22 protein-coding genes and 1 pseudogene are annotated in these 24932 nt (G+C 53.0%); 11 read left to right on the top strand and 12 right to left on the bottom strand.

Annotated elements, in window-relative coordinates; all coding sequences use genetic code 11:
* Positions 1–5 precede the first annotated feature (5 nt).
* Both DPRO_RS14105 and DPRO_RS14110 read left to right on the top strand, forming a co-directional pair.
* Positions 6–3176 carry an efflux RND transporter permease subunit gene (locus DPRO_RS14105; protein WP_097012635.1) on the top strand — a complete coding sequence of 1057 codons (3171 nt, stop codon included), beginning with the start codon at positions 6–8 and terminating at the stop codon, positions 3174–3176.
* 106 nt (positions 3177–3282) lie between these two features.
* Positions 3283–4514 (top strand): IS3 family transposase gene (locus DPRO_RS14110; RefSeq protein WP_097010824.1). Its coding sequence is split into 2 segments (ribosomal slippage): positions 3283–3637 and positions 3637–4514, totalling 1233 coding nucleotides; the frame shifts between segments, so codons are not numbered across the junction.
* Between the two features lie 110 nt (positions 4515–4624).
* Here the strand turns inward: DPRO_RS14110 and DPRO_RS14115 are convergent.
* A complete protein-coding gene (locus tag DPRO_RS14115) occupies positions 4625–4921 on the bottom strand; it encodes a late competence development ComFB family protein (protein ID WP_097012636.1) in 297 nt (98 codons plus the stop codon).
* 231 nt (positions 4922–5152) lie between these two features.
* Between DPRO_RS14115 and msrB the strand changes: the two genes are divergently transcribed.
* The gene (msrB, locus tag DPRO_RS14120) at positions 5153–6268 is read left to right on the top strand and encodes a peptide-methionine (R)-S-oxide reductase MsrB (RefSeq protein ID WP_097012637.1); all 1116 of its coding nucleotides are present in this window, start codon (positions 5153–5155) and stop codon (positions 6266–6268) included.
* A 279-nt stretch (positions 6269–6547) separates the two neighbouring features.
* On the top strand, positions 6548–8425 hold the full coding sequence (locus DPRO_RS14125) for a methyl-accepting chemotaxis protein (RefSeq protein ID WP_097012638.1): 1878 nt from the start codon (positions 6548–6550) through the stop codon (positions 8423–8425).
* 47 nt (positions 8426–8472) lie between these two features.
* On the opposite strand, the gene lpxB is transcribed toward DPRO_RS14125, so the two are convergent.
* Positions 8473–9603 carry a lipid-A-disaccharide synthase gene (gene lpxB / locus DPRO_RS14130; protein ID WP_097012639.1) on the bottom strand — a complete coding sequence of 377 codons (1131 nt, stop codon included), beginning with the start codon at positions 9601–9603 and terminating at the stop codon, positions 8473–8475.
* A gap of 139 nt (positions 9604–9742) precedes the next feature.
* Between lpxB and DPRO_RS14135 the strand changes: the two genes are divergently transcribed.
* Positions 9743–10663 carry a Gfo/Idh/MocA family protein gene (locus DPRO_RS14135; RefSeq protein WP_173806799.1) on the top strand — a complete coding sequence of 307 codons (921 nt, stop codon included), beginning with the start codon at positions 9743–9745 and terminating at the stop codon, positions 10661–10663.
* A gap of 103 nt (positions 10664–10766) precedes the next feature.
* Here the strand turns inward: DPRO_RS14135 and DPRO_RS14140 are convergent, their stop codons facing one another.
* From DPRO_RS14140 to DPRO_RS14170, 7 genes are all read right to left on the bottom strand, one after another.
* On the bottom strand, positions 10767–11423 hold the full coding sequence (locus tag DPRO_RS14140; RefSeq protein WP_232005599.1) for a BON domain-containing protein: 657 nt from the start codon (positions 11421–11423) through the stop codon (positions 10767–10769).
* A gap of 48 nt (positions 11424–11471) precedes the next feature.
* The gene (locus tag DPRO_RS14145; RefSeq protein WP_097012641.1) at positions 11472–13094 is read right to left on the bottom strand and encodes an ArnT family glycosyltransferase; all 1623 of its coding nucleotides are present in this window, start codon (positions 13092–13094) and stop codon (positions 11472–11474) included.
* A gap of 8 nt (positions 13095–13102) precedes the next feature.
* A complete protein-coding gene (locus DPRO_RS14150; RefSeq protein ID WP_097012642.1) occupies positions 13103–13732 on the bottom strand; it encodes a phosphatase PAP2 family protein in 630 nt (209 codons plus the stop codon).
* A gap of 46 nt (positions 13733–13778) precedes the next feature.
* The gene (locus DPRO_RS14155) at positions 13779–13979 is read right to left on the bottom strand and encodes a hypothetical protein (protein WP_097012643.1); all 201 of its coding nucleotides are present in this window, start codon (positions 13977–13979) and stop codon (positions 13779–13781) included.
* Between the two features lie 96 nt (positions 13980–14075).
* Positions 14076–14453, bottom strand: coding sequence for a PH domain-containing protein (locus DPRO_RS14160; protein ID WP_097012644.1), 378 nt, complete (start codon positions 14451–14453; stop codon positions 14076–14078).
* Positions 14454–14483: 30 nt separating this feature from the next.
* On the bottom strand, positions 14484–15149 hold the full coding sequence (locus tag DPRO_RS14165; protein WP_097012645.1) for a TIGR04282 family arsenosugar biosynthesis glycosyltransferase: 666 nt from the start codon (positions 15147–15149) through the stop codon (positions 14484–14486).
* Complete coding sequence (locus tag DPRO_RS14170; RefSeq protein ID WP_097012646.1) at positions 15149–15865, bottom strand: TIGR04283 family arsenosugar biosynthesis glycosyltransferase; 717 nt, start codon at positions 15863–15865, stop codon at positions 15149–15151. The genes DPRO_RS14165 and DPRO_RS14170 overlap by 1 nt, the downstream gene beginning before the upstream one ends.
* 49 nt (positions 15866–15914) lie before the next feature.
* On the opposite strand from DPRO_RS14170, the gene DPRO_RS14175 reads away from it, so the two are divergent.
* From DPRO_RS14175 to DPRO_RS14185, 3 genes are read left to right on the top strand one after another with little or no spacing between them, the layout of a single operon-like run.
* Positions 15915–16361, top strand: a complete 447-nt coding sequence (locus DPRO_RS14175) for a pyridoxamine 5'-phosphate oxidase family protein (protein ID WP_232005600.1) — start codon at positions 15915–15917, stop codon at positions 16359–16361.
* A 3-nt stretch (positions 16362–16364) separates the two neighbouring features.
* Positions 16365–16943 (top strand): GDSL-type esterase/lipase family protein, encoded by a 579-nt coding sequence (locus tag DPRO_RS14180; RefSeq protein ID WP_097012648.1) that lies wholly within the window; start codon positions 16365–16367, stop codon positions 16941–16943.
* 3 nt (positions 16944–16946) lie between these two features.
* Positions 16947–17987: a threonine aldolase family protein gene (locus tag DPRO_RS14185; RefSeq protein ID WP_097012649.1), complete on the top strand. Its 1041-nt coding sequence runs from the start codon at positions 16947–16949 to the stop codon at positions 17985–17987.
* 226 nt (positions 17988–18213) lie between these two features.
* Here the strand turns inward: DPRO_RS14185 and DPRO_RS14190 are convergent, their stop codons facing one another.
* On the bottom strand, positions 18214–18906 hold the full coding sequence (locus DPRO_RS14190) for a hypothetical protein (RefSeq protein WP_157917487.1): 693 nt from the start codon (positions 18904–18906) through the stop codon (positions 18214–18216).
* 450 nt (positions 18907–19356) lie between these two features.
* On the opposite strand from DPRO_RS14190, the gene DPRO_RS14200 reads away from it, so the two are divergent.
* A complete protein-coding gene (locus DPRO_RS14200) occupies positions 19357–20424 on the top strand; it encodes an IS5 family transposase (protein ID WP_097010253.1) in 1068 nt (355 codons plus the stop codon).
* On the opposite strand, the gene DPRO_RS14205 is transcribed toward DPRO_RS14200, so the two are convergent.
* Together DPRO_RS14205 and DPRO_RS14210 are read right to left on the bottom strand one after the other, a co-directional pair.
* The gene (locus DPRO_RS14205; RefSeq protein ID WP_269459715.1) at positions 20387–21040 is read right to left on the bottom strand and encodes an RHS repeat-associated core domain-containing protein; all 654 of its coding nucleotides are present in this window, start codon (positions 21038–21040) and stop codon (positions 20387–20389) included. The genes DPRO_RS14200 and DPRO_RS14205 overlap by 38 nt on opposite strands.
* Positions 21041–21043: 3 nt before the next feature.
* A complete protein-coding gene (locus tag DPRO_RS14210) occupies positions 21044–21937 on the bottom strand; it encodes a hypothetical protein (RefSeq protein WP_157917488.1) in 894 nt (297 codons plus the stop codon).
* A 264-nt stretch (positions 21938–22201) separates the two neighbouring features.
* Here DPRO_RS14210 and DPRO_RS14215 point away from each other — a divergent pair.
* Together DPRO_RS14215 and DPRO_RS14220 are read left to right on the top strand one after the other, a co-directional pair.
* A pseudogene (locus DPRO_RS14215) lies at positions 22202–22561 on the top strand (LOG family protein); the annotation flags it as partial.
* Positions 22562–23003: 442 nt separating this feature from the next.
* Positions 23004–24785 (top strand): caspase family protein, encoded by a 1782-nt coding sequence (locus DPRO_RS14220; protein WP_157917489.1) that lies wholly within the window; start codon positions 23004–23006, stop codon positions 24783–24785.
* Positions 24786–24932 lie beyond the last annotated feature (147 nt).

Here is a 24932-nt window from a genome sequence, read left to right on the forward strand (position 1 = left end):
AATATATGGATATAGTCAAAGCCGCAATTGACAAGCCGGTAGCCGTACTCGTCGGCGTGATCCTCGTGGTCATGTTCGGCGGTATTGCTCTGGCAACGCTGCCATACCAGTTGTCGCCCAACGTGACCGAACCGGTCATCACGGTTTCCACGACCTGGCAGGGGGCAACGCCCTTTGAGATCGAGCGAGATATCGTTGAGGAACAGGAAAAGGTTCTCAAGGGTATCCCCGGACTCATCGAAATGGAAAGCTCCTGCTACAACTCGCTGGCAGAATTGACCCTTAAATTCGAGATCGGCACCGATGTGGACAGCGCGCTGCTCCGCGTTTCCAACAAGCTAGATGAAGTACCTGACTACCCGGACAGTTCCGATCGCCCGATCGTGTCCGCCACGGGTGCATCGACCTCGCCGGTCATCTGGATGATCCTTAAAACGCTTCCCGGCAATGACCGTGATGTGCAGACCTACCGGACGTACTTTGAAAACGAAGTGCGTCAGTATATCGAGCGCGTCAATGGCGTGGCCGATCTGTTTGTGGGTGGTGGACGTGAGGACGAGATGCAGATCATCGTCGATCCTGTCCGTCTGGCCGCGTACAATATGACGATTACCGAACTCGAAGGTATCCTCAAAGAGGAAAACGTTTCTATCTCAGCAGGTTCGCTGGGTGTAGGACGTCGAGATTACCGTATTCGCACACCAGCCGAATTCAAGTCGCCGGAAGACATTGAGTCCATTGTTCTCTCTTCCTCCGGTCAGCATCGCTTCTCTTTGGGCGATGTGGCAACTGTTCAGCGTGGTCACGAAAAACCCACTGTAGCCATGCTGCACAACGCCGTGCCGGGTATGGCCGTTGGTGTCAAACCCGAGTCCGGCACCAACGTGCTGGAGATGACCGCTGCGGTTAAAGCCGTGGTCGATGACTTGAACGAGCACAAACTCAAAGATCAGGAAATTGAGCTGGACTGGGTTTACGACCAGCGCCCGTATATTGAGGGTGCCATCGAGCTGGTTCAGAAGAACATCATCATCGGCTCCATCCTGGCCATTGTGGTGCTGTTCATCTTCCTTCAATCATTCTCGGCAACGATCATTGTTGCTGTTGCAATTCCCATTTCCATTGTCGGTGCGTTCATCATGTTCGCCGCAGCGGGCAGGACACTCAACGTTGTTTCCATGGCGGGTATCTCCTTTGCCGTTGGTATGTTGGTGGATAATGCCATTGTCGTACTTGAGAATATCGATCGACACCGGGGAATGGGCAAAAAAGCGTTGGCCGCTGCCTATGATGGCGCCAGCGAGGTTTGGGGTGCCGTTCTGGCATCGACGCTGACCACGGTTGCCGTCTTCCTTCCCGTTGTGTTCATGGAGCAGGAAGCCGGACAGCTGTTCAAGGATATCGCCATCGCGGTTACCTGCGCCATCATCCTGTCCCTGTTTGTCTCGGTTCTGGTCATTCCCATGCTGGCTCGCCAGTTCTATGGAATCGCTGAACGCCGTGCGCAGAAAAAGGGTGTGGACAACGGGCCTCGTAATCCGGCGGCTCTGTCACTGATCAAACGTCTGCTGGCTCCGCTGACCCGTGTGGGTGGCAAGTTGTCCGATATGCTGGTCAGCCTGCTGGATCTGGCTATCTCGAAACCGCTCAACCGCATTGTCACGGTGCTCAGTCTGACTGCGGCATCTATCCTTATCGTGTGGGCTTTCTTCCCGAAAATGGAATACCTGCCACAGGGTAACCGGAACCTCGTCATCAACATCCTCATCCCGCCGCCGGGTCTCTCCTACGAGGAGCGCCTGTCCATCGGTGAATTCGTGTATGAAGAGACCGGTCCGCACTTCGGCAAAGAGGTCGGTCCATTCCCGGCCATTGATGATATGTTCTTTGTCTCTGCGCCGACCATCAACCTCTTTGGTGCCATCTCCGAGGATGAAGAGCGTGCCGCTGACCTGACTCCGCTCTTCAATAGGGTGCTCAACTCCATCCCCGGCATGTTCGGTGTATCGCTCCAGGCGTCCATCTTCGAGCAGGGGCTGGGTGAAGGGCGAGTGATCAATGTTGATATATCGGGTCCCAAGCTGGAACAGATAGTCGCTGCTGCGGGAACCATGTTCGGCATGTCCATGCAGCAGATTCCCGGCTCACAGGTTCGTCCTGTGCCATCGCTGGAACTGCTCTATCCAGAGGTCCGTTTCATTCCCAATCGCGATCGCGTAAGGGCTGCCGGACTCTCTACAGCCGACCTCGGTACCGCTATCGACGTCATTCTTGATGGCCGGACTATCGGTGATTTCAAGGAAGAGGGTAAAAAGAAAATCGATCTGGTGCTCAAGGGTTCGACCACGGACATATCGACTCCCGAGGAACTGTATTCCTCGCTGGTCGCGGTTCCCAATGGCTGGGCTGTACCGGTCAGTTCTCTTGCGCAGCTTGAGCGAACCAACTCCATGAACCAGATTCGTCACCTGGAGCGTCAGCGTACCATTACCTTGCAGGTGACGCCGCCAGCGGATATGCCGCTGCAGCAGGCCATGGAAACCATTGAAAACAACATGATACCCGCCGTGCGCGACATGGGGCTGCTGGAAGGGCTGGATGTCCGCCTGTCCGGTGCCGCGGATAAACTGTCCGTCACCCGTGAAGCATTGCAGTGGAACTTCCTGCTTGCGGTGGTCATCACCTATCTGCTGATGTCCGCACTGTTCGGCAACTTCCTGTACCCGTTGATCATTCTCTTCACCGTGCCATTGGCCGGTGCCGGAGGATTTCTGGGGCTGAAGCTGGAGAACATATTCATTGCCCCACAACCGCTTGATATCCTGACCATGCTCGGTTTCGTTATCCTGATTGGTGTAGTTGTTAACAACGCGATTCTTATCGTGCACCAATCGCTGGGTAACATTCGAGAACACGGTATGGCACATAAGGAAGCCGTTCTGGAAGCAACGCGGACCCGCTTGCGGCCGATCTACATGTCTGCAGCTACGTCCATCTTCGGTATGTTGCCGCTGGCTGTGGCGCCCGGTCCCGGTTCCGAGTTGTACCGAGGACTCGGAGCGGTTGTTCTGGGTGGTTTGGCCCTGTCCACCATCTTCACCATCTTCGTTATCCCTGCACTGTTGATGTTCATCATCGGCATGGAGAAAAGCAACGAAGAGCGATTGGCTGAATAGTCGATCCTGTCATCACAAATAGCAGGGCGCACCCGTGATCACGGGTGCGCCCTTTTTATTTTATTTGTCCCGTCCTGAAATAGGTTGACACCCAGAGGACCTATTTATGGAAGACAAATCCAAACAGCGAGTTAGACGCACCCAACGCGATTACACGATGGCCTTTAAATTGTCGGTTGTGGCACAGGTGGAAAAGGGCGAGATGACGTACAAGCAGGCTCAGGCTCTTTATGGTATTCAAGGGCGAAGCACTGTGCTGAAGTGGCTCAGGAAGCACGGCACCCTTGATTGGAGCAAGTCCATGGTACATTCCCGAAAAGACCCAAAAGCCAGAGAAACACCGGTCCAGAAGATCAAACGGCTGGAGAAAGAGCTTGAGGAAGAAAAGATCAAGACCGCGCTTCTCAATAAAATGATTGAGATTTCCGACCGCGAGTTTGGGACTTCTATAAGAAAAAAGCTTACCCCCGAGCTGCACGAAGTCTTCAGAGAGAAAGACAAATAAGCTTGTCTGCTTGTTGCAGGCAGCTCGGGGTCAGTCGGCAGTCCGTGTATCAGGCTGAAAAGCGCCATGATGCACGGGAAGCCATGTATCAGGAGGCAAAGGCCATGGTCCTGAACGTGCGGACCAGGATGCCCCGCCTTGGGACTCGAAAGCTGTACCACCTGTTGAAGGACGCATTTTCCGCAAAGGGAATCAGGCTCGGACGTGATGGGTTGTTTTCCCTGCTGCGGCGAGAGCATATGCTCATCAAGCGACGGAAAAACTATACAAAGACAACCAACTCGAAGCATTGGCTAAAAAAGCATCCCAACTTGTTGAAAGATGTTCAACCGAGATGTCCTGAGCAGGTGTTCGTAAGCGACATTACCTACGTGAATACACGTGAGCAAACATGCTATCTGTCGCTGGTGACAGATGCATTCAGCCGGAAGATAATGGGATACAACGTGAGCCGGGATCTCAGTGCGGAAAGCACAACCAAAGCGCTGGACGCGGCAGTTGAAAACAAGCGAAGGAGGGTGAATACAATTCACCATTCAGATCGAGGACTCCAATACGCTTCTTCGGTCTACCAGAGAAAACTCCAGGAATCCGGCATGGTTCCTTCCATGACAGATGGCTATGACTGCTATCAAAATGCCTTGGCGGAACGGATGAATGGAATTCTGAAGCAAGAGTTCATGGTCACCAAATGCAACGACTTTGCAGAGCTCAATACCCTGGTGAGGGAATCCGTTGAGATATACAATTCACAACGGCCACATCTCAGCCTAGGAATGAGAACGCCAAACGATGTACACGAATCAGGCTGTGGGGCTAGCCCCACAGCCTGATTGAAACCTTCAAAAACCGTCAACCTATTTCAGGACGGCTCAATTTGATACAGTAGGCTCATTAGACTGGCCGGGGCCAGTTTTCCTGATTGAGAGCGTCTGATGGAAGGCTATTTGCCTGCTCTGGTCGGGTTATCCAGAACCCGGTCCGTGGCTTCACGAATACTGTTTTTCAAGTCGTCCTTGGATAGCTGTTCGGACAAGATGATCGTTCCCTTTTGGACATACCGTGCCGGTAAGATATTTAGGGCCAGAGCGTAAATATCTTCAATATCGAGCGGTTCGAAGAGATAATCTCCGTACTCGCTTTCCAGAATTTCAGGGATCGTCTGAATGAGGCGCTTTTCATTTCTGTTCTTGATCTTGCTGACGTCAACGCCATTAATCCGGTATTCAATCTCAGCCATTCCGTACTCCTCCGAACTCGTTTTACTTGACAGGTGGTATGATAATGCACGGATTATCATACCATGGCAACGGCAGAAGCGTATCTTTGTACCTAGATTAAAGCACATTACGCAGGGATATTTGTCAACGAGACAGCAACCTCTCAGTTGTGGATTGCCTTGACACAGACCCAGTGCAGTCCTATTTTGTAAAGGTAGTAAAAGTTATTTTTAGCAATAAAGGAGAGCATCATGTCCCTGAAGCGTTTGATCGTTCCAGCCATTGGGCTGATGACATTACTTATGGGGCTGGTCTTTCTGGGACATGCTACCGACAAGGAGAGTGTCATGATCGACACGAATAATCTGGAGATAGCGACCATCGCCGGAGGATGTTTCTGGTGTGTCGAATCGGATATGGAGAAGCTGCCTGGTGTGGTCAAGGCGGTTTCCGGCTATGCCGGCGGAGATGAATCCGACCCGTCCTATGAGCAGGTCTCAAGCGGTTCAACCGGACACCGAGAAGCGGTACAGGTATTCTTTGATCCCGCTGTCATAACGTATCGGGAAGTGCTGGATCACTACTGGAAGCATTTTGATCCCACCGATGAAGGTGGATCGTTTGGTGACCGTGGATTCCAATACACATCCGCCATCTTCTACCACTCGGATGAGCAGCGGCTGATTGCAGAAGAATCAAAGAAGGATCTGGAGGCGAGTGGACGTCTGGATGGTCCCGTGGTGACGCCCATCATCGAGTTTACGACGTTTTATGACGCAGAACAGTATCATCAGGATTACTATCAAAAGAGCCCTGCGCGATATAAGACGTACCGCTATTTTTCCGGCCGTGATCGATACGTCAAGGAGACATGGGGGGAAGACGCCAACTTCAAGGCAGCCCCCGAGACAGGAAAGAGCGGTCTGACTGGGTTTGTCAAGCCGGACGATGCGACGCTCCGCGAAACCCTGACCCCGATGCAGTATGAAGTGACCCAGGAAGACGGCACAGAACCACCATTTCGCAATGAATACTGGGACAACAAGCAGGACGGCATCTACGTGGATATCGTTTCGGGCGAGCCGCTGTTTGCTTCGGTTCACAAGTATGAATCAGGCACTGGCTGGCCGAGTTTCGACCGTCCGCTCGTGAACGAAAATATAGTTGAGCACCAGGATCGAAAGTTGTTCATGGTCCGTACGGAGGTGCGCAGCAAGCAGGCGGATTCCCATCTTGGTCACGTGTTCAGCGATGGCCCGGAGACAACCGGCTTGCGTTATTGTATCAACTCGGCTGCCCTTCGCTTCGTTCCCAAGGAGGATTTGGAGGCAGAAGGGTATGGTGAGTTCCTCTCGCTGTTTGACTAGTCCCATGTTGTTTGAAGCGCTGCCCGGGAGTCTCCGTATGGAGGCTCCCTTTTTTTAATGCTCTGTTGATTTGCTTTGCTCATTTTCTATGAATAATCAGTTTGTTGATGAGCCAAACCAGCGCGGCTATCAATATACCATCGTGTTAGCTTGGTTATTATTTCCGCTCGTCGGTTCCTTCCGTTCAAATAACTGTGTTACGAAACAGTGACAAAAGTGTTTCGGTTTTGTGACGAAAAAGTGATCCATTGATGGAGTTGAACGACGAGGGGGTACCAAGTGTTGCGCAAATTATATGAAAACCTGCCGATGTCAGCCAAACTGGGATTAGGGTTCGGGTTTGTGGTTGTCGTCTTCGTTATCGCGCTCGGCAGTTACGCTGTAACGCTCAGTTCCACACAGAATGCCTACGGCCGACTGGTCAATAACACTGCAGCCATTCGTGCCACGGCGAAGAATATTGATATCCATATGCTCGAGAGTCGTCGAAGCGAGAAGGATTTCATTCTTCGCGGTGATATGAAATACCCCGAGCGTGTCGACAAACTTGTGGAAAGCATCAGGGAAGAGTCGCAGCAGTTGGCTGCACTGGAAAAAATGGCCGGAAATGAGGAAGGGGTGAAGAATGCCGGCGAGATTGCACAGTATATAGGCCAATATCATACGGCATTTGGCAATGTGGTTGCCATGTGGCAACGGCGCGGTTTGACCCATGAAGAAGGGCTTCAAGGGTCGTTTCGTGAGTCTGTCGGTGATCTGGAAGTCATGCTGGAGGATATAGATAAAGCGGTTCAGAACGATACCAGCAGCACGGCCATAGCCGAGATGTTGATGTTGCGCAGACACGAGAAGGATTATCTCCTTCGTCAGGATCAAAAGTATATTCAGCGGGTCGACGACCAGATCGAAGTCCTGCTCGCTGCCATGGAGAGATTGCCCATTTCCACAGGCGAGCTTGATCAGTTGAGACAGTATGTGGATCGGTACAAAAAGGCGTTCCATGCACTGGTGGACGAGGATGCAAAGATCGCGCAGGGAGTTGCCAGCCTGCGGGAAGCCGTGCACAAGGTCGAGCCAATTGTTGAGCAGGTGGTGAAGCGGGCCAATGAGCGGATGGATGTGGTTGAGGCCGAGGTCCTCGAAGCCGCGGCAGTGGATAATATCCGGTCCATGTCCATTGCAGGATTCGCCGTCCTGGTCGCCGTCGTGCTGACGGTTGTCATCACCCGCTTGGTTACAGGTCCACTGAATCAGGGTGTCCGTATGGCGTCTGAAGTGGCTGAGGGCGAATTGACCACGAGAATGGAGATGGATCGTTCGGATGAAATCGGCAGGATCATCCAGGCTCTGGCAAGGATGTCGCAGCGATTGCGCGAGGTCATCGGTACTATTCAGGAAGCCACTGCATCGGTCGCTTCGGGCAGTGAGGAGGTCAGCGCCTCCTCGGAGAACCTGTCCCAAAGCGTGTCTGAGCAGGCTGCTGTCGTGGAAGAGGTTTCATCGAGCTTGACCCAGTTTGCCAGCAATATCAAACAGACGAACGAGGCCGCATCCATTACGGAAAAGATTGCAGCCAACAACGCTGCCGATGCGGAAAAGGGTGGAGAAATCATCACCAATGCGGTTGAGGCCATGCATGATATTGCCGAGCGAATCACAGTCATTGAGGAGATCGCCCGCCAGACCAATCTGCTCGCCTTGAACGCGGCCATTGAGGCAGCCCGGGCCGGTGAAGCGGGTAAGGGATTTGCCGTCGTTGCTTCCGAGGTGCGTAAACTCGCTGAACGAAGCGGTGTTGCAGCCGGTGAGATCGGTGGGTTGTCGTCCCGTTGCGTGGAAGTTGCGGAGGAAGCCGGTGAACTCTTCCAGAGGATGATTCCGGAAATTCGAAAGACCGCTGAAATGGTGCAGGAAATCAGTAGCGCCAATGTCGAGCAGAACGGTGGGCTTTCCAATCTGACGGATGCCATGGGGCAGTTGGATCAGTCTGTCCAGTCAAACGCCTCGGCAGTGGAAGAACTGGCGGCCACGGCAGAAAATCTGGCACAGCAGGCTGCATCCGTTCAGGAAGCCATGGGCTTCTTCCGAGTGGATGAGGAGGACTTCAGCGGTTCATCGGATGTGCGGTCAGGTGCCATGCTCCAACTGGAGGCATAGTGCTTTCCCATGAGTGGGGAGGTGGGGCGCCGTATCTTAACTGTTTACTAAGTGGTCAGGTTGTTGAGGATGATGGTTGCTGCACGGTCGGCAGCCCCGGGTTCACCCACTCTGGAGCGGAGATCGGCAAGGTCCTGCCACATCTTGTCGTATGATTTCGGGTCGTCGAGCCACTGCAATGCCTGTTTAGCCAGATTCTCGGCGTTGGCTTCCTGCTGAATGTATTCCGGGTAGACTTCCTTGTTCATGATCAGATTGGGCAGAGATATGAAGTCGACATTAACAAGCAGTTTTCCGATAAGTTCCGATATCTTGGATACCTTGTAGGCCACGGCTGCCGGGGTGCCGATAAGCGCAGTTTCCAGCGTGACGGTGCCGGACGCGGCAAGCATGAACTTGCAGGAGCGGAAGGTGGCGTACCGGTTGTCCGGTTCAACGCATTCCACCGGAATATCTTCCGGCCACAGGTCCATGAGGTGTTCCTTGTTTCGGCCCGGTGCACAGACCATGACGTATCGCAGGTCCGGGTGCTTTTTTGCCAGCAGTCGCGCTGTTTCTCCGAAGACCGGTAGCAGCGAGGAAATCTCCTTGGACCGGCTGCCGGGGAGCAGGCCGATGCGCTTGTCATCCACCGGGATGGAATCCAGCTCATCAAAGGGCAGCACATCCATGAGTGGATGACCCACATAGTCGACGTCCACGCCGAATTTCTCATAGAACGGCTTTTCAAAGGGCAGAATGCAGATGACGCGTCGGACATATTTGCGCAGGAAGTGGACACGGCCGGAGCGCCACGCCCATATTTGCGGAGATATATAGTAATAAACGGGAATGCCGAGCTTGTACGCCATCTTGGCGATACGGAAATTGAATTCCGGGCAGTCCACCAGAATGATGGCCCGTGGACGCACTTCAGTGAGAGTCTGTTTGATTTTTCGCAACAGCAGTATGATCTTGAACAATCCGCCAAGAATTTCCGTGATGCCCACCAGCGAGATGAGGTCCATGTCGTAGCGGATATCCAGCCCCTCGGCTGCCATGGCCGATCCGCCCATGCCGGTGAAGGTGAGGGTCGGGTCTTGGGCCTTGAGCGCTTTCATGAGTTCCGCGCCGTGAAGGTCGCCGGAAGCCTCGCCCACGCTGAACCAGATGGGGCTGTTGGGATTGTCAGTCTGCATAAGAGGTTAGTAACCCATGTCCGTGGGGGGTGCAAGGCGGACACCCCGAAATGACGTGTCGGACTTGCAAACATGGCCTACAGTGCGTAGAAAACGAGCGCACTAGTGCAAACAAACTTAGAACGAGGGATAATATATTATGCTGAAAGTCGGAGTTGTCGGTTTGGGTTGGATGGGCCGTGTTCATCTGCGCAACTACACTGAAATGGCTGACGTTGAGGTGGTTGGTGTCGTGGATGTCGATCCCAAGGCGTGTGCGGAAGTGGCAGAACAGTTTGGCGTAAAGACCTTCACGTCCCTGGACGAGTTGCTGGAAAACGAGCTGGACGCCATGTCCATCTGCGTGCCCACGAGCCTGCACCACGAAACCGGCATAAAGGTCATGGATAAAGGCATCAATGCCATTATCGAGAAACCGCTGGCCGCCACCGCAGAAGAAGGCGAAGATCTGGTGAAGAAGGCCAAGGAAAAGGGCATTGCCCTGATGGTCGGCCATGTCGAGCGCTTCAATCCTGCTGTTGAACGGGTCAAGGAACTGATCGGTGATGATGTCATCTCCATCCAGATCGAGCGCGTCGGTCCGTACCCACCGCGCATTCAGGATGTTGGCGTCATCAAGGACCTCGGCTCCCATGATATCGACCTGATTCGTTACCTGACCGGTTCCGAATTCAAGTCCGTCTACGCTGTCTCCTCTTCCTCTCTCGGAAAGCATGAGGATTCCGCGCTCATTACGGCTGAGATGGAAAACGGTGTGCTGGCCAACATCACCACCAACTGGGTGACTCCCTACAAGGGACGCCGCATCAATGTTGCCTGTGAATCCAAGTACATCCAGGCCAACCTGATCACCCAGGAAGTCAAGGAATACTCCGCTTTCTCCACCTACGACAAATCCTACTCCGTCCGCGAATGGCCGCTCATGTTCCGTGAGCCGGTCAAAGAGGAACTGACCCAGTTCCTGAACGCCCTGCGTAACGGCACCCCGGTTCCCATTACCGGTGAAGATGGTCTGGAGGTCCTCAAGACCTTTGACCGCATCTTCGAATGCGCCTGCTAAGAGCAGACAACGCACAATAACAGAAGGCCGTCTCAATTGAGGCGGCCTTTTTCATTGCTCTATTTGAAACGATAGCTTGGGAGATTTTGTTGGACTGTGACTGTTACTTGGCGGGTGCAGTCTCTGCCTGTGCCAGCGGCATTTCGCGGCGTACTTCTATGTAATCCGTGATGGATGCCAACTCGCCGACCTCGTGGGCCATGGCTACGGCCCGCGCCCGCTCGATGCCCGTGTCGGTCAATCCGATCAGGATGGCGTTGCGCTGTACCACTTCAACACGCAGGTCTTCCCGTTGGAGAGCCTTTGAGCGCTTGTACATGGTCGCCAGCTCCTGCGAGAGGCGTTTATCGTCGGATGTGTTTTTGCGGAATGCGGATTTGGGGAAGAATTTGCAGCGGATGGTTTTGACCCCCTGGACCGTGGCTGCGGTCTGGATGGCATAATCGGCTGTGGCGCGATCGGCCACTTCTCCTACCAGATAGGCGCGACAATCGATGACATGCACCTTCAAGTCCTTGATGCCGTTGAGGTCTAGGCGCTCGCGGAGTCGACGTTCCAGAGTCACATCGGTTTTGGCGTGCAGTTCCCCACCGATCACCGAACTGCGCGGCAGATAGTCATCAGCGATGATAGCTGCGTCGTATCCCGTCATGGCGCCCCCTGCCACCTGAACGGCAGGGTACAAGGCGCATCCACCGGTCAAAAGACCGAGCAGCATAATGATGATAATTTGATACGGCACAGTACGCATAACGCTCATACTATAAATAAGTGTCTAGACTTTGTCTAATCCTACGTTGGCAAAATTCTATTCGCGAATGGCGAGAAGGTAGACCATGCCGGAGATGTTCTGTCGGTGGATTATCCGTAGATTCTCAGGACGGTTCTCCCACTTCTTCCAATCCTTTTCACGGATGGTCAGCGCCACCGGGGACGGGGTGTCGAGCATGGACCGCAGTTCATCCCAATCATTGGTTTCGGCAATGTCGTGACCTGCGTAGTAGGTGAAGATGCCGGAGTAAATCTTGTACGCCATGGGTTTGAACCCTTCATCGGCGAGGGCGCCGACTTTCAGGGCGTGCTGTTTGGGGCTCATGGCATTGTCCAGTGACGGAGCGACCATCAGTCCGACCGGATACAGCCACAGCGTGACAGCCAGTGTCGAGACCAGTATGGCCGTGCGGGAGCCGGACTCGCGTACGGCATAGATGGCGCCACCACCGGCCAGCAGGAGAGTGGCGGCAATACCCATGCCGCGTACAGGCACCTCAAAGGGCAGCAGACCGCCGCTGACAATCAGTCCTGCACCGAGCACAATCCAGAGCCCTGCCACCGAGGTCCAGAATGAACGGGCGTGTTCAGGCTTCATCCGCTCCATGGCATCAGCAGTCAGAAATGCCAGTGCCGGAAACATGGGCAGGATGTAGATCAGGACCTTGCCGCTCAGGCTCGAAAGAAAAACAAAGGTTGCGCCGAACATGATCCAGAGAAAGGCGCGTGGACCGACCTGACGTCGGGACGCCCACAACTCGCCCAGTCGCTCAAGAGAGAAGGCGCGTCGTACCGGTGCAGTGAAGGCGAACAGCGTCCACGGGAGCCATGCCAGCGGGAAGGCTATGAAGTAGTAATAGAACGGTTCCCGGTGGTGGAACGTCTTGGTGGCGCGCTGGATAACGTGCTTGCCGAGGACCGTATCCATCAGGAAATCAGGGCCTTCGGCAATGACCACACCGGCAATCCAGGCGGCCAGTAACAGCAGCATGGCCCCGAAGCCCTGCGCCATCTTTATGGTGAACAGCCGACGAATTTCGCCTTTCCACAACAGGTAGACGGCACTGGTCAGCAATGGGAAGATGAAACCCAGTGGGCCTTTGATCAGCGTGGCGACACCGGCCAGCAGGAAGGCATACAGGGGCCACCTGCCCTGATCATTCTGCTTGAATGCCTGAAAGAGACAGACGTGGCTGAGTATGATGAAGGCCGTAAACAGCAGGTCCATGCGGGAATAATGGAAAAGGCCCGCCAGGAAGAAGGTGGAGAGCAGGATGAGGACGCCGCCAAGGGAGACACTTTTGTTGAAGCCGAGGACCCGAGCCAGATAGTAGCTCGCCATGAGCAGGAACAGGCCGGACAGTGCCGCGCCCACAAAAAAGACCGTGGGCATGTTCGCCGGGGTCAATGTGTCGATGAGCCAGAGGAACCAGAAATAGATGGGCGGTTTATCCGGGTAGGGTTGCCCATTGAGCGAAAGAACCATCCATTTCCCGTTCAGGACGAGGTTTTGATAGGCATTGGCGTATCGAACTTCGTCGGAAAACCACAGGGCACGGTTGCTGATGGTGAACCATGTCTGGGCGAAAACTCCCACGATCATGGTCAGCCAGGGGTGGTCCTCAAGGGTATTCCAAATATGTGTTGCTATCTTGCTCATGGGTAGCCTTATCGTTTTTTTGTCTTACGAAACAGGGATGTTTCCGCGATGATGACGGTGGCGAAACCGCCGAAGCTGCCCAGCAGCCATCCGAAGAAAACGTCTGTGGGGTGGTGCCATCCCAGATAAATGCGGGTGAAACCGACAGCGCCGACAAACAGAGCCAGCAGCGCCGTCAACCACGGGCGCGCTTTGCGGAGCGCCAGCGGCAGGGACCATCCCACGATTTCCGTGGTATGGCCCGAGGGCAGGGCGTGGTAGCCGCCGCTCGTTGTCAGGGGATTGAAGAAAACACCGCGTCCCGGTCTGGGGCGCCCGATGGTCTGCTTCAGAAAATGCACGCTGGCCGCAGCCACGATGAGCTGCACGCCAAGTAATATGAGAATGTATCGCTTACGTTCGATGTTATTGGTGCGCAGTGCGTGGATCAGCAGTCCGCCATACAGAACATAGAAGACCGGGTTGGACCAGTCTGTCAGCAGTTTGCAGATGAGCTTGATATCCGGGTTGGCGGCACGGTGCTGCTTGAAAAAAGCGGCAACCTCGGCTTCACTGTTGAAGCCAAGCCAGATGGCCAGCAGGATGATCAGAAGCGGGGCGGAAAAAAGGGCCCAATGTTTCAGCCAGGCGATACGCATACGACTCTCTTAAGCCAAGGGGTGGTCCGGGGGCAACCGGTTCGAATCAGGAGGACTGCTCGTCGGTCTCTTCGGGATATTTTTCATGGGTGTATTTTGCCCATGTTTCCTTGTCCGCGCCGAGGTCCGTGAGGAGCTCGGCCATGGATTTCCCTTCCTGTTTCCAGTATTTGTGGGTGTGGTCGGAGCACTCGAAGGGGATGATCAGGTTCCCGTCATCGTCGAAGTAGGGTTCGATCTTGTTCATGGCTGGGGACTCTTTCACTATTGCAGGGGAAAGTCAAGAGTATGATGATGCGCTGACGCGTAACGCTGCGCAAGAGGTCACGCGTCAGCAAAAATACTATTTCAGTACGAACTCTGCCAGGGTGCGCTGCACACCAACGACATCCGTGCCTTTTTTCAGTTCCTTGACCAAAGGCTCCTTCTGGCCGGAAACCCACAGCTTCAGTTCGGCGTCCATGTCAAAGTGGCCGCTAGTCTCCACGGCGAAGTGGGTGATGGATTTGTAGGGAAGTGAGTGGTAGTCGACCTTTTTCCCGGTCATGCCCTGCTTGTCTACCAAAACAAGGCGCTTGTTGGTGAAGACAAACAGGTCGCGGATGACCTTGTACGCCATGACCACATTTTCTCCACTGGCCAGAATCGGGGCGAATTCCGTCTGAATTTCTGCTACATCAACCTCTGCCGCATTACCGAAAACCTTGTCGAGAAGTCCCATCTATTCCACTCCTTTTTGGATTGTACGAAGTTACGCGCCCACCAGCTTTCGAGCCAGGGCGAGGGATCGGGGTTTGAGCGGTCCGCTCGTGCCGAGAGCGACCATGGTTTCCACGTCCTCGATGGTGTCTGTATCTGCCAGAGGCGGCAGTTCGTGATACTGCATCCCTTTGTCTTCCAGAATGCTCACCGTCTGTTGCAACACCAAGTCCGTACTCCATTCCATATTCTTGAAGACATCGGGGATGAATCCCAGTTTGTGGAATCCGATACAGTAGTATCCGCCGTCATCTGCCGGGCCGATGCACGGCTGCTCCGGCGTGAGCGAATCCAGTGCTTCCTGCAGGATGGAGGCGCTGAGGGCGGGAATGTCGCTGCCAACAAGTACCACGCGCTCGTATCCCATGAAAAATGCTTCCCGAAAGGCGTTCTCCATCCGGCGGCCGAGGTCGGTCCCTTTCTGGCCGATGTAACGCAGCTCGGAGCCGAGCCAGTCGCGCATGGCTCCCCCGGCTTTTTCCGGGGCGAAGCAGACGATGATATCGGATGAACATTCCGCGAGCAGCTCTTCGAGCTTGTCTTCCACAAACGTGGCATAAAATTCGGCTGCGAGTTCCGGGAACGACCCTTCGGCAAGACGGGTTTTGACCTCGCCGGGCATGGGGTATTTCGCGAAGAAAAGAATACAGTCTTTCATTATTCGGTGTCGTCCTTGTGGGGGCGGTAATGGTTTGCCAACCTGGAAGGCGATACGCCGAACGCATATTGAATGCGTAACCACCAGTTGGTCAGTGTCCGCCGCAGAGGTCCCTCTCGCTCCCAACGGCGGGGTGATGTTTTTACTGTATCCTGCAAAATAGTTATGGGCAATCCTTCCATGCGGATTCGCTTGAAAAGTTCAACATCTTCCATGATCGGAATGTCGGCAAATCCTCCCATGGCTCGAAAGCGATCGGCCAAAATGAACTGGGCCTGATCGCCATAGGGGACGCGCTCCCAACTGCTGCGGAGATTGGCAAACCACGAGATCACGGCCAGCGAGAGTCGCGATGAGTCAATTGACAGCCTGAAGGCGCCGGCTTCGATGCCTCGGTCTATTGTTTCGGTTATGGCGGGGAAAGCCCTGTCAGGCAGCACGGTATCGGCATGGAGAAACAGCAATATGTCACCGCTTGCCACGGCAGCACCGGCATTCATTTGCCTGCCTCTGCCCGGTGGGGATTCCACCTTGATGGTCTGCGAGTCCTTGATGGCCGCCAGGGTGGTGTGTCCCAATCCACCGTCAGCCACCACTATTTCGATATTTTCATTCAGGCGTCGGACTGCCGCGATGGTCTCATTAATGATTATTTCCTCATTATATACGGGTATAATGACGGAAATTAGGGGGTGAGAGGTTGTGTTCCGGTCCATGGATGATTACTAAACGGTTTGTCCGTTTTTTAAAAGCATGGAGAATATCGTGGGAAAACGCGTATCAGATGATGCCGAAGCAATCCGGAATGTACTGGATAAAGCCGACGTCCTGTGGTTGGCATTGACCGATGAAACAGGCCCGTACTGTGTGCCTGTCAATTTTGCCATGGAGGAGGGTGTCATATACATCCATTCGGGCAAAAAAGGGCGCAAGGCGGCTATTCTGAATACGGAAGCGCAGGTCGCTTTTTCCGCGGCTGTTGACGTCGAAGCCAAGACCGGTGATACCATTTGCAGCTATGGCTACCGTTTTCGTTCTGTCGCAGGAACCGGCATCCCCCGACTGCTGGAGGCTGATGAGGCCCGGGTCGGACTGGATATCATTATTCGCAAATATGCCGGTAAGCTCATGCCATACACAGACAAGATGCTGGCTGCCACCGCAGTCTATGCCATTCCCATGGAAAACGCATCTGTTCGGATCAAGGAGTAATCCATGATAATTACGTATTTTGGCGATTCACTCACCCTCGGGGTGGGGGATGACAAGGGAATCGGCTGGGCCGGGCGCGTCACCGCTGGTGTGCGCGAGACGGGCGTCGATGCCACGGGCTACAATCTCGGTGTCCGTAAAGATACCTCCGTCAACATCCAGCATCGCTGGAAACCGGAAGCCATGTTGCGGCGAATGCCCGGCACCCCGTTCAAGCTGGTTTTCAGCTTCGGCGTTGCCGATGTGATGAACGGGGTCTCCAGCGAGGAATCTCTTGCCGGGGCTGTGGCAACCCTGAGTCAGGCCAAAGCCATGGGCGACGTCCTGCTCATCGGTCCGACCCCGGTCAATGACACCGCCAAGCGTGAAGCCATCACAACCCTGTCCCGCATGCAGGAAGGACTGGCCAAACGCCTTGAGATTCCCTTTGTAGCGACAGTTGACGCCATGCACCGATCCTTCGTATACGGCCAAGCCTTAAACGATGGTGACGGCGTCCATCCAACGGGATTGGGATATGCCGATCTCGCGGATCATATTTTGAAATCCAATGCCGCCCGAGCATTTTTCGGGCTGGAGTAGATAATGTCTGATTTGAAATCCTTTGCCAGCGACAATAATTCCGGCGCACATCCGGCCATCATGGAGGCCGTGGTCAACTGCAACGTGGGACACCTCAAGTCCTACGGTGAAGACGAAATCTCCATCCGCACCGACAGAGTGTTCGAGGAGTTCTTCGGATCCCAGGCGCGCATCCACTATGTGACCACCGGTACCGCGGCCAACGTGCTTGGCATCCGGGCTGTCACCCACACCTACAACTCCGTCATCTGCGCGGAGCAGGCCCATATCAATAATGATGAATGCGGCGCGCCCGAGGCGTTTGGCGGCATCAAGCTGGTGCCCGTTCCTTCCAAAGACGGTAAGCTGACCCCTGGCTCCATTGCCCCGTATCTCGGCCATGTGGGATTCGTGCACGCGTCCCAGCCCAAGGTCATCTCCATCACCCAGCCCACGGAAGTCGGCAAGCTCTATACGCTCAAAGAGATCGAGGAACTGGTCGAATTTGCCCATGACCGCGATCTGCTCGTCCATTTGGATGGTGCGCGTATCGCCAATGCCTGCGCTGCCCTTGATTGCTCGTTTTTTGATATGACCACTGCGCTCGGCGTTGACCTGATCTCGTTCGGCGGCACCAAGAACGGCTGCCTCATGGGCGAGGCCGTGGTGTTCCTGAACCCCGACATCGGCGAAGGGTTCGTCTACCTGCGCAAGCAGGCCATGCAGTTGGTTTCGAAGATGCGCTTTGTCTCTGCCCAGCTCAACCGCTACCTTGCCGATGACCTGTGGCTGACCAACGCACGTCAGGCCAATGCCATGGCACAGCGTCTGGCTGAAAAGGCCGGAGCCATCGAAGGCGTCACCATCAAAGGGACCGTGGATTGCAACGCGATTTTCGCGCACATCCCACCCGAGGCCACGGAGATTCTGCTGGAGAAGTACTACTTTTATGTATGGGACGAGCACGACCACACGGTCCGCTGGATGACCTCCTGGGCCACCACCGAAGAGATGGTCGACGAGTTTGTTGCCGACATCGAAAAAGCTGTGGCTGCGGTTCGGTAATATGCAAAGAGTACGCGTCTATTTTGGCGCTGAAGTGCTTTCTGGCAGCATCGATTAGCCGGAGGAGCTCTCAAGGTTTTGACGGGGATTTGCTGATTCAGTTCATCTTTTTCAATACCATGCCTTTAGTCAGTTTTGCCATCTAGGTATATGAAATCCACCCTGATATGCATGAAGTATATCAGGGTGGCATTTTTTATCCTTGGCATGAATCTGTGGCTTTTATCTATTGAAGTGGAGCCTGTCGTTTCTTTGTCATGAAAGAAAGATAGGTGATTGCGTAGACCCCATGGAAAATCAGTGTCAACAAATAGCCTGTTTGCCAATAACCGAACAAGACAATCAGAAACGTAAACAAGATCGACCAGAGAAAAACAAGATGAGGCAAAAATTTGAGAACTTTTGGTTGCCAGATAGAAACCAACATGACGGCAAATACAACATAAAGGAATGTCGCATAGTAGTTGAGGAAAGCTATTGAATGTTCACCAAACAAGCCGGAAATCCAGACACTTGAAAGAGCAAGCAACAAAAAGGCAGCTACTGCACAATCCCATATATTAATGCGAGAAAGAGTCACCCATGCGGACTCTTTTTTCATCTGGATGAGCCCCATTGCGAAGGCGAGAATCGAGAAAGTCAAAAAGGCTATCAAAGACACAGGGATGTCAGCAGCCATGCCTGCAACAATTGCGGAAATGAACAACATAGCAGGATAATGAAGAATGACAAGGAGGCAGGCGGACAACGCAAGGATTGCGAGTTTTCCCGTATCAAGAAGAGCCAGGAAAAAACTTGTAATAAAAAAGCCCAAAAACACGGAATAGGCACCGGATTGGACCGCCGAGTATCCAAGTGGGATCATTGCTGGGTCTACTTCCAAATATGCCCTGACTTGATTGCTCTTCATAGCGAGCATAATAAGCACCAATACTTTGTATATCTGTGTGTATGAAATCATATCATCAGGGTGACACCATACCACTTCTTACTTCGCTGAAGCGACTAGGTATGATGCCCCCATTGTTGTGGTGCTTAGTTATTTGTTGGCTTAGAATCCGAACACCTTTCTGCCGCGTAGTCCCATCGTCCGCCTCTGTCGAGACAGGCATCGATCTTCAGCTGTTGCTGGACCCACGGAAGGCAAAAATATCCGGCTACGACAATAATGCCAGCCAGTGCCAATGCCAGTAGTTTACCATTTTTTATCAAGATACGGTGGCCTGTACTCATTGCATGCATCTCCACAGGAATCGAGATTGGATGAATCTCGACCTTTACGATTCGCCTTTTGATCAGCTTCTTTATCTGATTTGAGACCTCTGCACGGCAAAGCCCACACTTTTACTCTTTAACTATTTGATTTATTATGCTATTATTTCTCCATCCAAAGGAGGAAGGCATGGCTATTCGGCAGAAAGGACCTCGGTTGGGTGATTACTTCCTGGGGCACCGCAGAACCAAGACCACATTTCTGGATGAGATCAACGAACTCATCGACTGGCAGCCCATCAACGCCTTTCTGTGCAAGAAGATCAGGCGCAAGGCCAACGCCGTGGGCAATCCCGCCTATCCGCCTCTGGCGATGTTCAAGATTCTGCTCTTGCAGCGTTGGTACAACCTGAGTGATCCGGGCGTGGAGCAGGCGCTGCTCGACCGGCTCTCCTTTGTCAGATTTACCGGTTTTTCCATCGAGGACGACGTGCCGGACGAGACCACCATATGCCGTTTCCGTAACGGTTTGATCCGCCTGAAGGTGCTGGACTCCTTGCTCGACATGCTTAACCGCCAGCTTGAAGGACAAGGGCTTCTTGTCCGTGAGGGAGCCGTGGTGGACGCCTCGGTAGTCGAGTCGCAGCGGCGGCCGCGCAAGGTTATCGACGTGATGCCTGAGGACCGTTCCGAGGACGCCGAAGAACAGGATGGGCCGGTGGACTGCCGGGTCAGCTATTCGGATGACGAGGAGGCGGCCTGGCTCCGCAAGAGAAATCGGGCCTATTACGGCTACAAGCTCCATGCCGCGACGGACAGTCGAGACGGGTTTCTGCTCTGTGGTCACATCACTCCCGCGAACCATTCGGACACGGGCGAATTCGAGCGGCTCGTGAATGGCGTCGGCCTTGATCCCGGCGCACGGGTTTATGCGGACAAGGGCTATTGCAGCGGGAAGAACCGGGACATTCTGTTTGATCGCGATTTGGAGGACGGAACCATGGACAAGACGCCTCGTGGCGGCAGGCTGACAGACTTCGAAAAGACCCGCAACCGTGACATCAGCAGCATTCGGCAAATAGTCGAGCGGGCCTTCGGCACACTCAAACGTGGCTACGCATTCTTTCGGTCCCGATACGTGGGTCGTGAGAAGGTGGAGGGAGAGTTCCACATCCTCGCCATGGCGTTCAATTTGAAAAAAGCTGTTCGACTGGCGCGAGCCTGAAGGGAGAGGTGCGTCCAAAATCCGGCATTTCGGCCAGAAATGGCAGGAAAAGGCCGGGAATGAGCCCAAGCTGGGGTGCGGTCAGAACATCAAATTGGGTGCGGAGCGCAAGGCACGGACGCGAAAAGGGGATGCGCAGAGGTCTCGATTTAGGATCACCTTTTAATTGTCCATAGAGCTCTCTGGCTTCGCTTAATGTCCAAGCAGCCGCTTTTCCGCCAGGGCCACGTTTTGAGGCTTCATAGTTAGCCTTGCAATGGAAGTACTTGTCAGCACCTACAGTATTTGCTTCTCGCATGTCGGTGTAGTTGCGTACAAAGTCCGATGATCCTTCTGCCCCCTGTCGGACAAAAGGAGCCAATGAACCAACAAACAATCCTAACGGATCAATTCCATTCACCGGATCATCCAAACAATACCCGTACCAGTCATTATCCCCGCCAGCATCACCGATCGGGTCTTGTGCGGTCCAACGCCCCGTGTCCGGGTCATAGTCTCGCCAGCCAAAACGGACGAAGCCGGTGTCCGGGTCGTTCAAACCGCCTGCGTAGCCAAGGGGGATGCGCAGGCCGGGGTTGGAATCCCAGAGCAGGTTGCCGAAGACATCGTATTGAATGGCCTATACCACGTTTCCGGTTGGTGAAACAACCGCTTTCAGCGTTCCCACCTGATCGTATTCAAGGATGTAGTCGCTGCCGTTCACGGTCATGGAGTACGGCAGTCGCTCGCCCTCTTCGTAATTGAAGACGTACTCACGTTCACCGTCAAAGAACGCGCCGAGGCTGATAAAATCGCGCCACAGGTATGCTTCGGTAGGCTGGCCGTCCACGTACTTCATGGATCGCTGGCCGTTTTCGTCGTGCTCGTATGCGATGGCATGACCATCGGGCAGCAGCGCGCCGAGCAAGCGGTAGTCGTCCGAGTACTGATAGCGGGTCACGGAATCGCCGTCGATCTTGGTGCAGCGGAAGCCGTTTTGATCGTGCTCGTAGTGCACCGTACCCGCCGAGAGCAGGCGGTTGTCGTCGCCGTACTCGAATGTGCGAGTCAAAACGTCACGCATGGAGTCGTGGTCGGCCTTGCGGCGGCCCTGGTCGTCATATTCGTAGTCCTGCGCCCAGTCGATATCCGTGACGACAGAGGTGAGCCGTCCGTCTTGGTCGTATGCGAAGTCCCAGCTTTCGCGCCTGCCGTCGATGCGCTCGGTGCGTGATTCGATGCGGCTGTCCGCGTCCGTCTCCACTTCCATGAAATAGGGCGCGTTGCCAGCCTTGATTTCGGCCTGGGAATTGTCGCCCCGGTCGGCGGGCTTGCCATCGTGGCCGAGGGTGTGATTCCAGGCGAACCCGTGGCCGTGCTCCCACGGCAGCCAGTCGGCGGGCTTGCGGGTGTGCCACCACTGGCAGTTGGTTCGCTGGCCGTTCCATTTCTTTCTGAGATGACCGTTGCGGCGCACCGGTTCGAACGTGCCGTCAGCGTATTCGATCCAATCGCGCTCGTATTCGCCGGTCATGGAGTTGTAGGTAAACTTGCAATAACGATCTTTAGCCGGAGTTGAGAAGAGCATTTTGCCTCTTGTTTTATAGGTTGTCGAAAACGCCTTTGGAGACCGCCTCCAAAAAGCGCGACAACTATAACCCCGGTTTTGGGTCTCGAAAGAAAACGGGTGTCAGAGGGATAAAAAAGACCGAAAAAGGGATAACATTTCCTCTTGACAGGGTTTCGAAAAGGGAGTGTTTCGAAGGGCGCAACGAACCAATACTCTCAAGGTGAAATCATGAAACGAATATGCGTCTACCTCGGCTCCAATCCCGGCTTTGACCCGGCCTATGCCGAAGCCACAAAAGCCCTCGGCCTGGAACTCGCCAAACGCAAGCTCGGACTGGTCTACGGCGGCTCCGACGTTGGCTTGATGGGCCTTCTCGCCAATACCTGCCTGGAAGCAGGCGGCGAGATCATCGGCGTCATTCCCGAGTTGTTGGTGGAGAAAGAAGTCGCCCACAACGGTTTGACCGAACAGCACGTGGTCAACTCCATGCACGAGCGCAAGCAACTCATGGCCGACCTCTCCGATGGCTTCATCGCCCTTCCCGGCGGCATCGGCACGCTGGAGGAATTCTTTGAGGTTCTGACCTGGAATCACTGACCCACGTTTATATCCGTTGTAATTATTCACCTTTTTCGACGAATTTTGCCGCCTAGGCACATAAAAGCACACCCTGGTATACAGCCCGTATACCAGGGTGAAATTCTTTTATTTTGGGCGTTTACTTATGATTTTCTGATTTGTTATGCTGGAAGCTGTTTCTCAAAATCCATACGATGTTAGGCAGTTAGCCGGGACGCCGTGCTGACTATGGGGTAAGTTGGTCTTGTTGTCAAAAGTTTACCGAGAGGCGATTAGAAGCGAACTTCTCTTTGCTTAATAGACATCTCCAACTTGAATTCACCACTTTGTCGATTAACATCATTCCCCACTCTTGTATGGTCGTATTACTTGTTATATAATCATTGTTTTTACAAATGATTATCGGTATTTTTTCTGCATTCATTGAAATTTGGACATGAGGACATTGGGAATGATTAAAACAGCTCTGCTCATAGGTAATTCAAAATATAATGACCTTTCCACACTCAAAGGGCCTGAAAAGGACATTAAGCTAGTTGCGAAAGCTCTGAGACTAAATGGCTTCAAGACAACGGAATTGTTCGATCTGGACATATCTAGCTTGGTTCAAGCTGTCGAAGACTACAAATCATATAGTCAAGAGCCTGGTGTCCATGCTTTTTATTTTGCCGGCCATGGTTTTAGTATTGATGGGAAAAATCATATTACTAGCATTGATTTCGAATTCGATAATGCCAAATATTATTCATTAACTCTAGATGACATTCGTGACGACCAGAGTGATGGAATCTCTCTTCTTTTTATTGACGCATGCAGGGTTAATCCCAACGATGTCAATAAAATGCGTCACAGGTCCGTAGCTTCTGACATTGACTTTTCTGAGTTCATGGTTGACCAGCCTCTCTCGCCGTCAACCGTTATGTCGTTTTCTACAAACTTTGGTAAGTCAGCGGCCGACAGTCATCTAGACACCGGCGTTAGCCCTTATGCATATGCTCTCGCGAAGAATCTTGAAAAGCATGGACATGAAATGACTAGCATCTTGGGAAGAACGAGAGCAGACGTATTCCGTATGACAAAAGGTGCCCAGATGCCTATCGACATTTCCTCTTTGTCAAAACCATTATCAATATGCAAATCCTTTGATTTTGATGAAATTAAGTTTCTTATGACCCAATTTGGAACCGGGTATTCTTGTGCAGCACTGAAGGATTTTCCCTTCTTTGTTTTTCCAGGTGGCAAATTTATCAAAGGAGTAAGACCCGTCTTTAAGAGTGGAAAGACGTTAGAAATTGAGCGCGTGGAGGCATTCGAGATACCTATCTATGATGAGATACCAACTACCGGGTATGAAATTGAAATGGGCTTGGTCGACCCCAAAATGAATCTGAGAAATGGAAAGCCATTTGCCGAAACAGTTGAATCAATAGCCACATGGCAAGGGAAGCTTTTTGTGGGGTTTTCCGGTGGAAGTATCGGCTACTTTGTCCCAGGCAATCAAGACCTCCAAACGATTTCTCTATCCACTGATCCAATTTTTTTCATTGATTATGACGAGCAGAAACAGCTGATCTTTTTTGCAGGGAGTGCAGGTGTCTTTGCCTATAGCCTGAATGATTCTCAAATCATGGAGATTAGTAGTACCGAGTCATACTCTTTTGCTATAAATCGTGATGAGGCAATGATTTATTACACTGAAACCAGTCGTGGGATACAAAATCTACATCAATCCAGTTACTATGGAGAGAAGCGGCGTATCCTCGGAGACGAATATCTTAAACACAACACTTCATTCTTCTACAGTATGAAATATTTGGAACGACATGATATGCTCGTGTGTGCAACTTCAAATGGTGTGTTGTTTTTTAATTGCAAGGACGGATCTTGGCAACAGTGCGCCTTTTCGGCGGAATCTTTTCCCGGATTCATAGATTCGATCGAAATAAACTATCACACCAAGGGTGAGGCTCGATCATATGAGTACCTATGCATGGATACGAATCATGACGAAGATGTTGTTGCTTTCGGGACCGGGGACGGGAAAGTACATATCTGGGATGTAAAAACCCGACATCCTCTTTCGGAAGTTGTGGTAGATGCGACGAAAAAACATATTACCGCTTTAGCTTGGGGTTTTGAAGATACGTTGATCGCCACTATCGAATTTACCGATCTTGTAATGATCAAATCCTCGCTCTCGACAAACTACCTCAGTGTTTATGACGAATATTAGTTTGTCGTGGAAGATAAATTGTAAAGACCGGTCTCAGAAAGCTGGATCGTTTTTCAAGGTGGAGCCCTAATCGACACAATTCCCTAAGATCCATCCCTCTGACTAAATATCTCCACGGGCGCCTTCGCCATGCGTGAACGAAGAGAA

Origin of the sequence: Pseudodesulfovibrio profundus, from assembly GCF_900217235.1 — a bacterium.
Taxonomy (GTDB): Bacteria; Desulfobacterota; Desulfovibrionia; order Desulfovibrionales; family Desulfovibrionaceae; genus Pseudodesulfovibrio; species Pseudodesulfovibrio profundus.

Bases quoted from the DNA above. Each gene is read 5' to 3' on its own strand.
- DPRO_RS14145 (WP_097012641.1), bottom strand. From the start codon at position 13,094: ATGAGCAAGATAGCAACACATATTTGGAATACCCTTGAGGACCACCCC.
- DPRO_RS14140 (WP_232005599.1), bottom strand. From the start codon at position 11,423: ATGAGCGTTATGCGTACTGTGCCGTATCAAATTATCATCATTATGCTG.
- DPRO_RS14135 (WP_173806799.1), top strand. From the start codon at position 9,743: ATGCTGAAAGTCGGAGTTGTCGGTTTGGGTTGGATGGGCCGTGTTCAT.
- DPRO_RS14170 (WP_097012646.1), bottom strand. From the start codon at position 15,865: ATGGACCGGAACACAACCTCTCACCCCCTAATTTCCGTCATTATACCC.
- DPRO_RS14160 (WP_097012644.1), bottom strand. From the start codon at position 14,453: ATGGGACTTCTCGACAAGGTTTTCGGTAATGCGGCAGAGGTTGATGTA.
- DPRO_RS14155 (WP_097012643.1), bottom strand. From the start codon at position 13,979: ATGAACAAGATCGAACCCTACTTCGACGATGACGGGAACCTGATCATC.
- DPRO_RS14220 (WP_157917489.1), top strand. From the start codon at position 23,004: ATGATTAAAACAGCTCTGCTCATAGGTAATTCAAAATATAATGACCTT.
- DPRO_RS14190 (WP_157917487.1), bottom strand. From the start codon at position 18,906: ATGCTCGCTATGAAGAGCAATCAAGTCAGGGCATATTTGGAAGTAGAC.
- DPRO_RS14105 (WP_097012635.1), top strand. From the start codon at position 6: ATGGATATAGTCAAAGCCGCAATTGACAAGCCGGTAGCCGTACTCGTC.
- DPRO_RS14150 (WP_097012642.1), bottom strand. From the start codon at position 13,732: ATGCGTATCGCCTGGCTGAAACATTGGGCCCTTTTTTCCGCCCCGCTT.
- lpxB (WP_097012639.1), bottom strand. From the start codon at position 9,603: ATGCAGACTGACAATCCCAACAGCCCCATCTGGTTCAGCGTGGGCGAG.
- DPRO_RS14185 (WP_097012649.1), top strand. From the start codon at position 16,947: ATGTCTGATTTGAAATCCTTTGCCAGCGACAATAATTCCGGCGCACAT.
- DPRO_RS14165 (WP_097012645.1), bottom strand. From the start codon at position 15,149: ATGAAAGACTGTATTCTTTTCTTCGCGAAATACCCCATGCCCGGCGAG.
- DPRO_RS14210 (WP_157917488.1), bottom strand. From the start codon at position 21,937: ATGACCGGCGAATACGAGCGCGATTGGATCGAATACGCTGACGGCACG.
- msrB (WP_097012637.1), top strand. From the start codon at position 5,153: ATGTCCCTGAAGCGTTTGATCGTTCCAGCCATTGGGCTGATGACATTA.
- DPRO_RS14180 (WP_097012648.1), top strand. From the start codon at position 16,365: ATGATAATTACGTATTTTGGCGATTCACTCACCCTCGGGGTGGGGGAT.
- DPRO_RS14200 (WP_097010253.1), top strand. From the start codon at position 19,357: ATGCTATTATTTCTCCATCCAAAGGAGGAAGGCATGGCTATTCGGCAG.
- DPRO_RS14115 (WP_097012636.1), bottom strand. From the start codon at position 4,921: ATGGCTGAGATTGAATACCGGATTAATGGCGTTGACGTCAGCAAGATC.